At 61.9% G+C, this 12,694-nt stretch carries 18 protein-coding genes, 1 tRNA gene and 1 pseudogene; 15 read left to right on the forward strand and 5 right to left on the reverse strand.

Going from position 1 to position 12,694, the window contains the following annotated elements; genetic code table 11:
* The coding region (locus VQ042_RS22540; protein ID WP_331822539.1) for a LysR family transcriptional regulator substrate-binding protein at positions 1-758 on the forward strand (758 nt) is incomplete at its 5' end.
* 18 nt (positions 759-776) lie between these two features.
* On the opposite strand, the gene VQ042_RS22545 is transcribed toward VQ042_RS22540, so the two are convergent.
* Together VQ042_RS22545 and VQ042_RS26140 are read right to left on the reverse strand one after the other, a co-directional pair.
* Positions 777-983: a hypothetical protein gene (locus tag VQ042_RS22545; RefSeq protein WP_331822540.1), complete on the reverse strand. Its 207-nt coding sequence runs from the start codon at positions 981-983 to the stop codon at positions 777-779.
* Positions 984-990: 7 nt separating this feature from the next.
* A complete protein-coding gene (locus VQ042_RS26140) occupies positions 991-1,287 on the reverse strand; it encodes a thermonuclease family protein (RefSeq protein WP_442880181.1) in 297 nt (98 codons plus the stop codon).
* Positions 1,288-1,466: 179 nt separating this feature from the next.
* On the opposite strand from VQ042_RS26140, the pseudogene VQ042_RS26145 reads away from it, so the two are divergent.
* Positions 1,467-1,562, forward strand: a pseudogene (locus VQ042_RS26145) (helix-turn-helix domain-containing protein); the annotation flags it as partial.
* Here VQ042_RS26145 and VQ042_RS26150 read toward each other — a convergent pair.
* Positions 1,544-2,854, reverse strand: coding sequence for a site-specific integrase (locus tag VQ042_RS26150; RefSeq protein WP_442880180.1), 1,311 nt, complete (start codon positions 2,852-2,854; stop codon positions 1,544-1,546). The pseudogene VQ042_RS26145 and the gene VQ042_RS26150 overlap by 19 nt on opposite strands.
* A gap of 498 nt (positions 2,855-3,352) precedes the next feature.
* Between VQ042_RS26150 and VQ042_RS22555 the strand changes: the two genes are divergently transcribed.
* Positions 3,353-4,987 (forward strand): DNA primase family protein, encoded by a 1,635-nt coding sequence (locus tag VQ042_RS22555; protein ID WP_331822542.1) that lies wholly within the window; start codon positions 3,353-3,355, stop codon positions 4,985-4,987.
* Between the two features lie 791 nt (positions 4,988-5,778).
* Positions 5,779-6,012, forward strand: a complete 234-nt coding sequence (locus VQ042_RS22560) for a hypothetical protein (RefSeq protein ID WP_331822543.1) — start codon at positions 5,779-5,781, stop codon at positions 6,010-6,012.
* Positions 6,013-6,064: 52 nt separating this feature from the next.
* On the opposite strand, the gene VQ042_RS22565 is transcribed toward VQ042_RS22560, so the two are convergent.
* Complete coding sequence (locus tag VQ042_RS22565) at positions 6,065-6,397, reverse strand: helix-turn-helix domain-containing protein (protein ID WP_331822544.1); 333 nt, start codon at positions 6,395-6,397, stop codon at positions 6,065-6,067.
* Positions 6,398-6,465: 68 nt separating this feature from the next.
* Here VQ042_RS22565 and VQ042_RS22570 point away from each other — a divergent pair, with 68 nt between their 5' ends.
* The 11 genes from VQ042_RS22570 to VQ042_RS22620 all read left to right on the forward strand — a co-directional run bounded on the left by VQ042_RS22570 (position 6,466) and on the right by VQ042_RS22620 (position 12,349).
* Positions 6,466-6,885 carry a hypothetical protein gene (locus VQ042_RS22570; RefSeq protein ID WP_331822545.1) on the forward strand — a complete coding sequence of 140 codons (420 nt, stop codon included), beginning with the start codon at positions 6,466-6,468 and terminating at the stop codon, positions 6,883-6,885.
* Positions 6,882-7,259, forward strand: a complete 378-nt coding sequence (locus VQ042_RS22575; protein WP_331822546.1) for a twin-arginine translocation signal domain-containing protein — start codon at positions 6,882-6,884, stop codon at positions 7,257-7,259. Before VQ042_RS22570 ends, VQ042_RS22575 begins: the two co-directional genes overlap by 4 nt.
* Positions 7,256-7,516 (forward strand): hypothetical protein, encoded by a 261-nt coding sequence (locus VQ042_RS22580; RefSeq protein WP_331822547.1) that lies wholly within the window; start codon positions 7,256-7,258, stop codon positions 7,514-7,516. The genes VQ042_RS22575 and VQ042_RS22580 overlap by 4 nt, the downstream gene beginning before the upstream one ends.
* The gene (locus tag VQ042_RS22585) at positions 7,513-7,728 is read left to right on the forward strand and encodes a hypothetical protein (RefSeq protein WP_331822548.1); all 216 of its coding nucleotides are present in this window, start codon (positions 7,513-7,515) and stop codon (positions 7,726-7,728) included. Before VQ042_RS22580 ends, VQ042_RS22585 begins: the two co-directional genes overlap by 4 nt.
* Before the next feature lie 259 nt (positions 7,729-7,987).
* A complete protein-coding gene (locus VQ042_RS22590) occupies positions 7,988-8,476 on the forward strand; it encodes a hypothetical protein (protein ID WP_331822549.1) in 489 nt (162 codons plus the stop codon).
* Positions 8,473-9,315, forward strand: coding sequence for a head maturation protease, ClpP-related (locus tag VQ042_RS22595; protein WP_331822550.1), 843 nt, complete (start codon positions 8,473-8,475; stop codon positions 9,313-9,315). Before VQ042_RS22590 ends, VQ042_RS22595 begins: the two co-directional genes overlap by 4 nt.
* 1 nt (position 9,316) lies before the next feature.
* Positions 9,317-10,375: a phage major capsid protein gene (locus tag VQ042_RS22600; RefSeq protein ID WP_331822551.1), complete on the forward strand. Its 1,059-nt coding sequence runs from the start codon at positions 9,317-9,319 to the stop codon at positions 10,373-10,375.
* A 12-nt stretch (positions 10,376-10,387) separates the two neighbouring features.
* The gene (locus VQ042_RS22605; RefSeq protein ID WP_331822552.1) at positions 10,388-10,690 is read left to right on the forward strand and encodes a DUF2190 family protein; all 303 of its coding nucleotides are present in this window, start codon (positions 10,388-10,390) and stop codon (positions 10,688-10,690) included.
* Between the two features lie 74 nt (positions 10,691-10,764).
* Positions 10,765-11,037 carry a hypothetical protein gene (locus VQ042_RS22610; protein ID WP_331822553.1) on the forward strand — a complete coding sequence of 91 codons (273 nt, stop codon included), beginning with the start codon at positions 10,765-10,767 and terminating at the stop codon, positions 11,035-11,037.
* Positions 11,038-11,042: 5 nt separating this feature from the next.
* Complete coding sequence (locus tag VQ042_RS22615) at positions 11,043-11,279, forward strand: hypothetical protein (RefSeq protein ID WP_331822554.1); 237 nt, start codon at positions 11,043-11,045, stop codon at positions 11,277-11,279.
* An 11-nt stretch (positions 11,280-11,290) separates the two neighbouring features.
* Positions 11,291-12,349, forward strand: coding sequence for a tyrosine-type recombinase/integrase (locus VQ042_RS22620; protein WP_331822555.1), 1,059 nt, complete (start codon positions 11,291-11,293; stop codon positions 12,347-12,349).
* A gap of 68 nt (positions 12,350-12,417) precedes the next feature.
* Here VQ042_RS22620 and VQ042_RS22625 read toward each other — a convergent pair.
* Positions 12,418-12,494: transfer RNA gene (locus VQ042_RS22625), tRNA-Met, on the reverse strand.
* Between the last annotated feature and the right edge of the window lie 200 nt (positions 12,495-12,694).

A 12,694-nucleotide genomic window follows, 5' to 3' on the forward strand; every position in this document is an offset into this window, starting at 1 on the left:
GGAAACCGCTGGTGACCACCGCGCCGCCAATCTCGTCCTACAGCGCGATGAAAGGCGCGGACGAGATTGGCGACGCTATCGCCGAGCTACACCACCTGTGGGGACACGACCCCCAAATGCTCGCGAGCAATTTCCGGCTGCTAAACAAGGTGCCGATCAAGCTTGGGGTACTCTGCACGATCGGGCCAGTTCGCCTCTCCCGGTTCTTAGCATCGGTACAGGAACAGCATCCGGGGGTGGAACTGGCGCTTCGCGAAGGGGAGATGATGGAGCTTGTGGAAGCGCTCGACGCGGGAGACATCGATTTCGCGATCTTGAGTGCGGTGGGTGCCGTCACGGGCCACTTAAATGCTGAGCGTCTATACGAGGAACGCTACGTTGTGGTGCTCCCACTCGAGCATCGGCTCGCCTCCTCACATGCTATCGCATTGCAGGATCTTTCTGGGGAGGCTTACGTCGATCGCCTTTCCTGCGAAATGCGGGAAATGGTCATGGACGTCTGCGCGCAAAGGGATATCGAACTCTATGCGCGTTTCCGTTCGGAGCGGGAGGACTGGGTCCAGTCGATGGTTATGGCGCAGATGGGGTTTGCGTTCATGCCCGAATACTCCGTCACGCTCCCGGGGCTCATGCAGCGACCGCTGATCGATCCGGAGGTGACCCGAACGGTTTCGCTTGCTCACATGCCTGGACGGCCATTCAGCCCTGCTGCGGCTGCCTTCGCGAAAGCAGCGAAAGCCTTTCATTGGCCCGGCTAATTACTCTTGCTCTTCGAGTTAGCTATTCAGTGGTCGGTGCTGCAGCCAGTCCGGTGTCAGCGTGCTGATGCTGCTGGTGGGCACGAGCTTGGAATAGAACCGATCAATCATTTGGGTGGATGTGCCCGCGTTGCGGGCCAGCATGTGGACATCGACGCCACCGTGAATGTCCTCGGTGATGTAGAGGAGGGGAACTGAGACGTTGATTTCCCGACGGTCGATCATGCCGATGTCATCGGCACCAAGGATTACCGCTGTTGGGCCAACCTTGGGATAATCCCTCGGCGATCAACACGTCCCCGGCATCGCGGCCGTCCGCGAGCGTGACCGTGACCAGCGTGCGCCCGTAGTAGCCTTTGCCGTGGTGAGTAAGGGAGTAGCCACGGGACATCAGCGCGCGCAACCGATCCCGAGCTGCGTAGCCTCGGCGTTTTTCGTTGGCGCATTCCGGTGATGAAATTTCCGGCGTATCGATATTGGCGATCCGCCATTTGTCGCCGTCCTGCCACCCCGTGTCACCGTCGACGATGCAGGTTACCCGTCATCCGCTCTGTTTCCGCCTGAACAGGCCGGGATCGGACCACGATACTGAGGTCTTGGCGCCGCCTTGGTCGACCTGACGCCTGTGATGATCACTGGAAGCCGGGCAATCGTCTCGCCGACCTGTAACTTGGGCCACTCGAACGCCTGCAGACGATCGGCGCTCGATTGCGCGGCTACAGGAATTATCGTGGTCTGTCGCAGAGCGATCTGGACAAACATTTAGGCGTCACGTTTCAGCAGGTTCAGAAATACGAAAAAGGCGTCAACCGGATCTCCGGCGTGCGCATCCTGGAAATTGCCAAACTCCTGGGAATTTCAGTTTCGACAGAGGCAATGCTCCGCATCATTGATGCCATTGAGGGTGCGTGGGCCAGCTGCTGTGAAAGATGGAAGTGCCGGAGCGAATATGAGGTGCGGCGTACGCCGCGATGATCCGTTTCGAGCCCGCAAATCCGCAGCAGCTCACCGAAGCCCTTCTTGAAGCTCTGAATACGCAGGCCGCCCGCATCAGCGAATACGGGATCGTCATCGGTGGGCTCGCGGCCCGTCCCCTTCTCGAACATCTGCCACAGCACGTCGAACCACGGTAGCGCCGAGAGTTGGGGAACGAGCGTGCCGCTTTTACCCTTGCCCCTCACCCGGATACGGATGTCACGGTCACCAATGGGCAGCTGCCGGATTTTTCGATAGTCGAGGACGTCGCCCCAGTTGAGGTTCTTGCTCTCGGTGGGCCTCATCCCGCTGGCGGCGGCAATTTCGATATAGCAGTGCAGGGTGATTCGATCCCGGCGCGTGTGGTCATCCAGTTTGGATAGCCGCCACTGACGACCATCCTTGGCAGACACGGTGCGTTCCGACCCGCCCAGCATGATTGGGTCAACGAGCCGGTCCAGACTGGTCCGGATCAAGTTCTCGAATTCGTGCGGCTCGAAGCTCGGTCGCCGATTGTCGACGCGCCGGCGGACCTTGATCGACGGGACTTCTATGGCCCGGACGTGGCCCCACTTCGTCGCTTGCTGAAACAGCGCCCGCACGATCACCAACTCGCCGCGCTGACGACTGATCGATGGCACTTCCCGTTTCACCGACCGCTTGAGCGCCCTGCCCCCACGTTCATAATGAATGTGATCGAGGTCTTTGCCCGGACCGGTGATCCAATATTGCCGTCGCCATTCCACGTAGCGTTCCAAATCGGGTTCGCCGATCCCGTCGATGGGGCGCTCCCCGAAAAAGCCCACGAGATAACGCCGAATCACCGGCGGCCAGTCCCGACCATGATGGTGGCTGCGCTCTCCCCGTTCGATTTCCAGCAGGATCTGTTCGACGAACCGCTCGGCTATCTTTGCAAACGGCATCGCCGTCACGTTCAAGCCATTCTTGGCCCGGTAGCTCGCCTCTGCCCATTTCTCATAGGCGCGGCGTTCAGCCTCACCGTGATCGTCGGTTTCCAACGATTTGCGGATCTGCTTGCCCTGCATGCTGAAGCGCACGGACCAGTTTTTCGTGCCCTTGCGCTGGAACAGCGTGAATGGGGGCGACGATGGCTGCGACATGGAGGGCTCCAATGGCGTTACGCTGGTGCCCTGCTCTGCGCTAAGACTGTGCTAGGGCCACCCAAGCCAGGCACCGCAAGCCTTGAAAACAATGGGCTTCTTCCGATGCTGTGCTGAGGCTGTGCTAGCGTAAATCCAGCACAGCGCGCCGTACAGAGCCCGCCCAACATCTTCAGTAAACGCTTGTTTTAATTGAGAGAAAGAGTGGTAGCGGGAGAGGGACTTGAACCCCCGACACGCGGATTATGATGCCGATCTTAATCCAGCGAAAACAGATACTTATCTCGGGGAAAGTGTCAAACCCGCGTCCAGAAATCAAATACTTACGGGCGGTTTGTCAAACCTTTCGGCAGCTCCCCTGCCCTGTTCTCAGACTGAAAACGCCGTCCCGGCTGGACCCCGGAACGGCGCTGATCTGCTTGCGGAAAATTGCAAAAACTTCCGACGCAGAATCTATCCTCATGATGACGATGCCGCAAGGGCCACGCGGGGGTTGTCATGACCTCCGTCTCATCCCAGAGCGGCCTCGAAGCCGTGCGGGCAGCACTCGCCGCAGCGGAGCGACAGCGGGAAGCCGCAGGGTTTGGGCCGCAGAATAACCCCGTGCCCGGTAGCACCCTGATAGTGTTCGACGGTGGCCGGGGCGGAAGCTCAGTTCCCGAGGGCATTCCCTCCGATGCCGTTCTGGCGAAGGATAACGCCGAGCTTGAGACCAACGATAGGGACAACGCGATCCGCTTCCTGCGGCGTCATCCCTTCGAACTCATCAACGTCTATGGTCGCGGCTGGTACTCATGGAACGGGCGTTTCTATGAGTATGACGGCGACAGCGCGAGGGCCTACCAGCTCGCCGGCACGGTGGCCGCGAAAATCCATGACGAAGCCGCGCACCTGAAGGAGAAGGACAAGAAGGCGAAGGCGCGGCTGCAGGCGAAGCGACACACGTTCGCGACAATGTCAGGCAATCACCGTGGCCAAACCAACATGCTTCTGCAGGTTGCGACACGCAGACAGCGTGACGTGAACGACCTGGACCAGCACCGGCACCGATTCATCGCCCGCAACGGCACGCTCACCTTTGTGCAATCCGCCGACGACCCGGGCGCATGGCAATCAGTGTTCGTTGCCGGCCACGACCCGGACGATCTTGCAACGCGATCCGTTGAAGCGGACTACCGGCCGGATGCCGAGTGCCCAAAGTGGCGCGCCTTCCTGGAACAGGTCCAGCCCGATCTGGAGCGGCGTCTCTTTCTTCAACGATGGGCCGGGCTCCAGCTCTTGGGCGTCATGTCGCATCAGGCCATCGTGGTGCACTACGGTCTCGGCGCGAACGGTAAGTCGACCTACGCCAAGGCGATTGCCAACGTTCTCGGCGGCTACGGCGTCACGGTCGCCAGCGAGACGCTGATCAGTCGGACCCAGCGGGAGGGCAACAAGCCGTCGCCCGACCTGGTGCGCCTGATCGGTGTGCGATCCGTCCAGGTGCATGAGTATCCCGATAACGAACCGCTTAACGAGGGGATGGTGAAGACCATGACCGGTGGCGAGACGCTGCCTGTCCACGACAAGAACAAGCCGATCGTCGAGCTGCACCCGCTCTTCAAGCTGGAGGTCTACGCAAACGAGAAGCCTCCGATCAAAGGGTCGGCCAAGGGTATCTGGCGGCGCCTGCATCTCGTCGACTGGTCGGTGACCATACCGGAAGCGTCTCAGCGGCCGATGGATCAGCTCCTCGAAGAGTTCAAATCCGAGAGTTCTGGCGTCCTGAATTGGCTGATCGACGGGGCTTCGATGTTCCTCGAAGACGGCCTCAAACCGCCCGCCAGCGTCCGCGCTGCCGTCGAAGAATACAGGGACGACTACGACCACGTTGGAGTGTTCATTCGAGATTGCGTCAGGCCGGAGCCCGGTCAGAATGTCGGAGCCACATACCTTTATGAAGCCTACACCCGCTGGTGCAAAGAAAACGCCATCGACCCGTACCGGAATAAATCTTTCTCTCTGAAAGCCGTTGCTCATGGCTTACGGAAGTATCACAGCAACGGTATCAAGTATCAGGACATAAAACTTCACAACATTCCGGCTTCATCTGGCGGAAATCCCCCCTCGCCCCCCTACTCGGAGCCCTTTTGATGAGCCGAACTGGAAGGATTGCGGAAGGGACGCGGAAGGATTGCGGAAGGGACAAACCCTTGCAGAACAGGACGTCGGAAGGGAGGAAAGATTATCCCTCCACCTATGGGTATGGGAAAAGAGAAGAAAAAGCAGTGGAGGGAGTGCGAGAACGACCCTTCCGCTTGTCCACCCTTCCGACTGCGGACAGAAACATCAGCAATCCCAGCAGGTTGAGACCTGAGCGCTCTGGAAATCAATCCTTCCACGATGTGCCGGACCCTTCCGCCATCCTGAAGCTGGCCGACCAGGTGGACCGCCTGACGATCTCAAGGCGCGATCCGGAGCGGTTCTTTGAGGAGCGGTCAGAGATCGCGGCAGAGCTGCGGCGAGTCGCCCATGCGCAGGAGCGGCTGCCACGCTGTCGGGCGTTCACCCCACGACACCCAAAAACCCAGCAGACGTAGGGACCGTACCGGGCCTGCGGTCCTAGGCGGTGCCGGCGGGGCGCGGAATCTCCCCAGTCTGACAGCGTTTTCAAAGCCTAAAGAGGGCACCTCCCCGCTAAACTGGGTGCGAACGTCTCCGTTTTGTGAACAATGGGGGTAAAGTCGCGAGCCGCGGTTTGATCCGACCGGCGTGTCGGCTCTCGGATTGGATTTGCGGCTTTCAAGTCGGCGGTCGACCATCACGTCTCATCAGAGGGGACGACGATGGCGGAACCGACACAGACACGAAACCGGAAGGCGCGGGAGCGGACTGCGCGCTGGCGCGAAAAGCGGAACGAGGCGAGGATCCCGGAGGCATGCCAGGTGGACCGGGCCATCCTCGTCGCCCTCGCCTTCGCGCTGCAGAAGGGACCGCTGACGCTCGACGATCGTGCTCTCGGAGAGATCGCGGACCTGGCGGTCGGACTCCTCGCTCGGCATCACGATCGCGCCGAGTCCAAGCGAGCCCTGGCGCGTCGCATCCGCAAACTCTCGAGATCGGGAGAAATCCCTCACATGCTGATGCGCGAGGCCGATGTGACGAGCGTCACGGCGTAGGGGTGAAATGCCCCCACTGCCCCGTTACTCCGACATACGCCGTACGTGCAGATCAGTCGTCGTCGGACGGATAATCGACGTCAGAATGGTCCGCGTTCGCACCATTATCCGCCGGCTCGGAGTCGCCCTCGTCCGGCCGCAACTGGCGCGACAAGCCGCGAAACTTCCGGAGGCGAACGCCCGCGCCCTCGCCGTTCTCATCGATGAATTGAACGCCGGCGGCTTCGAGTGCTGCCCGAACCGTCGCTGACGAATGGCCACCAGCGGTTTCCTCCGTCTCGATCCGGGTGATCGTGTTTCGGTGGACACCTGATCTGTCGGCTAATTCTCGGACTGTCCAATTCAGCAGGCCTCTCGCCGCTCTAATTTGTGCACTTGTCACCACGTCCCTTAGCTCCTATAGTGCACCTGTCACCATTGTTGTGCATATAGCACACTTAAGGAGCTAACACCATGCCGAACGGACACGTTCTGGCAGCCGCCGAAGGCTTGCCTGATACCTTTGACAATTTCGACACGCCGACGCCGCTGGCCGATCTGATCGGGCTCGTCGCGCCGACGTCGGATGGGCCGGATGCGCAGCTCGTCGCGTACGCGAACACCTTGCGCTACCTGATCCGCAATATGGAATCGCCGACATCGCCGGCGGCACTCGATGCCGACTTCGATCGTGCGTCCGAAATCGTCCGGCTGATGAGCGATCAGGCGTCGACGACGCCCCGAGGCGTGGCAGCGAAGGGGTTCGCCGCCGCCTGGTCCCTCCTCGAATTTCGGCGTGACGGGACGCCGTTCGTCGATCCGACCGAACCCGGAGTCGGCCTCCTGGCGTCCCTCTATGGCGATGTGATGAACAACCGGAGGATGGGCGAATGAGCGTGTCCGAAGCCCTCACCCGCCGTCGCTTTCTCGGAAACGCCGCTCTTGTGGCCGCCACCAGCGGAACGGCTCTCGCCCTTCCGTCGACGGCGGAGGCGGACCTGCCGATCTCCTGGGGCATACTGAATGCCTACGCCGAGTGGCTGCACCTGGAGCGCCGCACGCTCGCCATGCAGATGTACCCGGGCCTGCCGGAGATGCAGGATATGGTCCCGTGCGGATCGGGCGTCTGCTCGATGTACAGCCCGCTCTGGAGCCGGTTGAACGCCGGGGATAATTCACTCCTGTGGGGCACGCCTTTAGCACGTGCGCCTCTGATCCTTTCGACGGCAGGGGTGAATCTCGACGATGTCCGGGAGGTCCAGGCATGAACGCCTTCACCCCCATTCCGACGACCTTCATCCCGCTGACGCCGCAGCTGCGTCGGCGGATCGAGGAGACGATCGAACAGCTGATGGCGATCCTCGATGCGTTCGACGGCGATCCTGATCTGGAACATTGCGCCGGCGATATGCCGGACCAGGACGCGGGCGACGAACGCGAGCCGGACGAGGACTTCGAGCCGGACGAGGACGATGAGCCGGATCTCTGCTGGTCTGTCAGGTCCTCTGGTGGAGGAAGGCGATGATCGAAACCGAGGCCCAGCGCAAGGCCCGCCACGCCATGGAGAACCTGCCGGTCGAGGATCGCGACTGGTTCATCCAGCGCATGTCGTGGGAGGACTCGACCCGGACCGTGCTGGCGGGCACTCCTTTCAAGCACAGCGTCGTCGGCGTCTTCGCGACCCCGGAACTCGCGGCGCGAATTGTCCGCGATCATAACTGTCGGAATATCCGATGATAACCTGCCCGTCAGTCAGGTTCCGGCTTGCCCAAAGCGGCGCATATCGTGGGAATTTCCCATGATAACCCCTGCCTCACTCAGGTTTTCCCCGAAGCGGGGAGAACCCCTTCGGCGCTTAGATGCCGGAATTCTCGGCCTCCAACCTTTCGGACAGAGCGAACGGTTGCCGATGCAGAAAACCATTCCTGCCAGAGGCCCATTGACACGTCGTCAGAACCCGCTCATACCTTCGACAGCTAGTCAAAGGATGAAGCCCATGGCCCTTACCATCAAGCAAATCTCTGATGCCCTCGGCATATCCCGGTCTCGCGTCGAGCAGTGGATTTCTCGGGGACACTTCCGCACCCCGGACAGGCCGATCATCGGCAAGGCGCGAGACTGGGATATCCCGGACGTGATGCGGCTCGCGATCATGCAGAGACTGCTGGAACACAATCTGTCTGCGGAAACTGCTGGCTACCTCGTCCAGTCGCATCCTCACGGCTTCAAGGATGACGTGGCCTTCTTCGTCGCCTGGGGCGGCTGGCATGAGATGGTCGGCGGAGGCAAAGCCCACATGCCGGGCACCCTCTACGACACGCTGGTCAAAGGATCAGACCTCGGCAGCTTCCTTGCCAACCCCGACGTTGAGTACGCGATCGTGATCAACCTGGACACGCTCGAACAGTCGGTGAAATCCGACCTCGCCAAGCTCGAAGAATTCAAAGGCGCCGTCAAACGGGCTGGAGCGGAGTACGACGAATGAGCGCGATACTCCGCGAAAACACCCTGACGCTGCACGGATCGGTCGGACCCGATCTCTTCGACGATCATTTCACCGCGACAGAGGTCGATCTGATCCTCGCAGGGCTCGACGATGCGGCAGACCTGACGGTGAAGCTCAATTCCGGCGGCGGCTTCGTCGACCATGCCCTCGCCATCTACAATGTTCTTCGCGCTCGCGCCGGTAAGGTGCACGTCGTGGTCGCGTCTGTCGCCGCCTCCGCCGCATCCCTCATCGCGATGGGTGGCGACCGGATCACCATGGCTGCCGGATCTGTGCTGATGATGCACGAACCGATGGTGACGCTGCTCAATGCGGACTCGGCAGACCTGGCCTCTGCAGCGCAGGCGCAGGGCGCCTACACGACCGGCGTCGTCGGAATCTACGCTCGGCGCAGCGGCCGGTCCGAAGCGGACGTGCGGGCCCTCCTCAAGGCGACGAGCTGGTTCGACGCCGAAGCGGCCGTCCAAGCCGGCTTTGCCGATGACGTGGGGGATGAGGAGACTTCCGACGTCCCGCCCTTCGACTATCGCATGTTCGCAAAAGCGCCGAGCCGGCTGACGGCGATGGCGTCCGCGAAGAATTGGAAGATTCACGCCACTGCTATCGACGCGAAGGCGACACTGGCTCGCGCGGAAAAGGCCGAAGCCGACCTCGTGGCGCTCCGGCAGGACTTCGACGATTTCAAGATCCGGGCCGAACACGCCGAGGCCCGTATGGCCGGCCAGCCCACGGGGCATCTCGCCAACCCGTCCCGCCGGGCCGGGCCGGGCCATCGTCTCCCGGTCCGCTGGGACAACTTCACCACAAGGAACGACTGAAATGTCTCAGACAGCAACGCAATCGAGCCTGGGCGACACGTTCGACCCCATCGCTCTGAGCCTCGTCAACCGGCACTCTCCCGGAGGCTTCCGTAGCGTGTTCGGCGCCGACGCGGCGCGGTCTTACGCGGGTATGAGCTTGAGGACCGCCCTCGAACAGACGGCCAGCAGGGCCGGACTGACGGTCCGCAACGCGATGACCTCGGACGACTTCACCCGGATCATCAACGATGTCGCCAATGTCGCCGGCATCATGGGCTACAGCTACAACCAGCCGGAGATCCTCAAGGTATCTCACGAAACGCAGCAGATCGAGAATTTCAAGCCGCAGGAGCGGGTCCGTGGCGGCGTCTTTCCCAGCCTGAAGGAAGTCCCCGAAGGTGCAGAGATCACCTATGGGACGATCGGTGAGGCAGGCGAAACCTACAGCGCCGCCCGCTACTCCCGGATGTTGGAAGTCACGGAACAGGCGATCATCAACGACAGCTTGGGCCTGCTCGTCCAGCCGGCGCTTCGCATCGGTGAGGCGACAGCCGATCTCAAGGCGTCGGTGGTTGTCGATCGGATCGTTTCCAATCCGATCCTCTCTGACGGCAATGCGGTGTTCTCAGTCGCTCACGGCAACCTGGGCGGCGGCTCATCCTTGGCGATCACCGGCCTTAGCGCGGCCCGGACGGCGATGCGCCGTCAGAAGCATGTGGACGGCGAGCGCCCGATCAATGTGGAGCCCGTGTTTCTCGTCGTGCCGCCCGAGCTGGAGACGGAAGCACAGAAGCAGGTCGCCAGCATCACCGCCAACATCGCGGATGAGGTCAATCCCTTCTCGGGCAATCTGATCGTACTCACCGAGCCGAGGCTGATTGACGCCGACGCCTGGTATCTCTTCGCGCGGCCGGAGCGTCAGCTCGCCCTCGAGCATGGCGGGATCAACGGCACCAGCGATCCCGAGATTCGTTCCGAAGCGCGCATGGAACGCCACTCGGTCGTCACCCGTGTCACCGTCGATTTCGCCTGCGGCTGGATCGACTGGCGCGGCGCCTACAAGAACCCCGGCCTCTAAGGAGCGAACCCAATGCGCAATCTAGTTCAGGACGGCGTTGTCGTCCCTCTCACAGTCTCCGCCGATACCCTGCCCGGCGATTTGGTCAATGTCGGCGCGATCGTCGGGGTGGCGGTCAACGCCGCCCCGACCGGCGGAACCGTCCAGGCTCGTCTCGAAGGTGTGTTCGAAGGGCTCCCGGGCGCGACTGGCGCGGCTGGGACGCCGCTCTTCTACGATCCGTTGGCCGAGACCCTCACGGCTACCGCAACAGACAACGTCCGCGCTGGCGTCTCCCTGGGCGGCGGCCTGGTCAGGCTCAACGGAAGCTTCTGACGTGACCCGGCGGCGCATCAAAGGCGCGCCGCCGGCATCACCCTCGCGGCAAGCTGAGAAAATGGAGTGGCGCCATGAAGGTGCAGATCGATTCGATGAAGATATTTTCCGAGAACGACCGGCCTTTGCCTGCCGCCTTGGCATGTCTAAACGTCTCGCTAGAAGATCAGATTCTGATCCGGCGTTGCATTCTCGTCGATGAGGACGGCGAACGCCGCGTGATCCCTCCGCATGGACGCCGGGCCGGAGACTGCCCCGTCTTGTGGCGCCGCGCCGGGACGCTCGCGCAACAGATTTCGGCGGCCGGCATCGCCGCCTACGACGCGATGAGAGGCGGAAAGGGCTAGCGACAATGGCCAGCGCAACCCTGAACCTCAGGCTCACCCCACGACGCATGCTGACCGAGCGCGAGGCCGCCGACTATTGCGGCCGTACGATTCGCACATTCAAGGGAGAGTGCCCTGTCGCGCCGACGGTCTTCGGGAACGGCGACAAGCGGTTCGACATGCGTGATCTCGACCGATGGCTCGACGGGCTGAAGCTTGGCGCACCTGATGACGCGGACGCCATTCTAGAGCGCCTCGGATGACCAGCGTTCGCGTGAAGGGCTTCAAGATATTCAAGGACCGGCACGGCAAGGCTCGTTGCTACCACCGGGCAACCGGGACGGCGGTGGACCTGGCGAAGGCACCGCTTGGATCTCCGGAGTTCTTCGCCGAATGCGGCCGGATCAGTGCCCTTTCCGCAGCACCGGCACCAGCGAAGCCGGGAACGCTCGGCCGCCTGGTCGAAGAGTATCGCGCCGCGCCTTCCTACACGGATCTCCGCCCGCGTACCCGATCCGACTATGCCAAGTGCCTCGACTATCTCAAGCCGATCGCGGACACGCCGCTGATTCGCTTCGATAGCCCCCTCGTCGTCAGGATCCGCGACAAGGCCGCATCGAAGCACGGCCGCCGGTTCGGCAACTACGTGAAGGCCGTTCTGTCGATCGTCTTCGCCTGGGGGGCCGAACGCGGCTATCTGGACCGCAACCCGGCCGACAGCGTGAAGAACATTCGTCGGCCGCGTGACGCACCTGAAGCGAACCGCCCGTGGTCGGATGGCGAGCGGCATGCCGTCTGGGACGCGATGCCGGCTCACATGCTGCCCGCAGTGGCCCTGATGATGTATTGCGGCCTCGATCCTCAGGACGCGCTCTCCCTGCCCCGCAGCGCGATTCGCGATGGCCTGATCGACAGTCGGCGCGGCAAGACCAGCGAGCCGCTCTGGCTGCCCCTGCCGCAGCCTGTGAGCGATGCCATCATGGCCTCGCCACCTCACAGCGCCGTCACCGTCTGCGCGACATCACGCGGCCATGTGTGGACCGTCAGCGGCTTCCGGGCGTCCTGGCGGCCGATCCGACAACGTCTGGAGAAAGCCGGCGCGGTTCGCCCCGGACTCACGCTGAAAGGACTTCGTCATACGGTGGCGACGATCCTCGCGGAGATCGGCTTCGACAATCGGTCGATCGCGGACTTGCTCGGGCAGAAAACCGAAGCGATGGCCGCGCACTATTCCCGGCGCGCCGATCGAACCCGAAAGAACACGGCGACGATCGAGAGTTTTGCCGCCGAGGTGAACAGACGGCGCACGAAAGTTGTCAAACCGTCTGAGTAAAAGTGTCAAACCCTACCAAAGCTGGAAGGATATAACGATATGAAGCGTAATGAATTCAATGGGTTGAATGGTAGCGGGAGAGGGACTTGAACCCCCGACACGCGGATTATGATTCCGCTGCTCTAACCAGCTGAGCTACCCCGCCACGGAGCGGATCGTCGTGACGACCGCTCGGAACGAGGGCGGATATAGGAGAGCGCGCCGACGCCTGTCAATGCCTGCCGGCCGCTTTGCCAGGGCAATCGCATTTCAGAACAGGCTGAGCAGGCGAGAGAGGAATGCATTGTCCCAGCCTGCCCTTTGGAATTTCCCCTTCAAGGATTCCTTTGAGCCGTCCTTCTGCAT

The sequence above is a fragment of the Aurantimonas sp. A2-1-M11 genome, from assembly GCF_036549475.1.
Lineage (GTDB): Bacteria > Pseudomonadota > Alphaproteobacteria > Rhizobiales > Rhizobiaceae > Aurantimonas.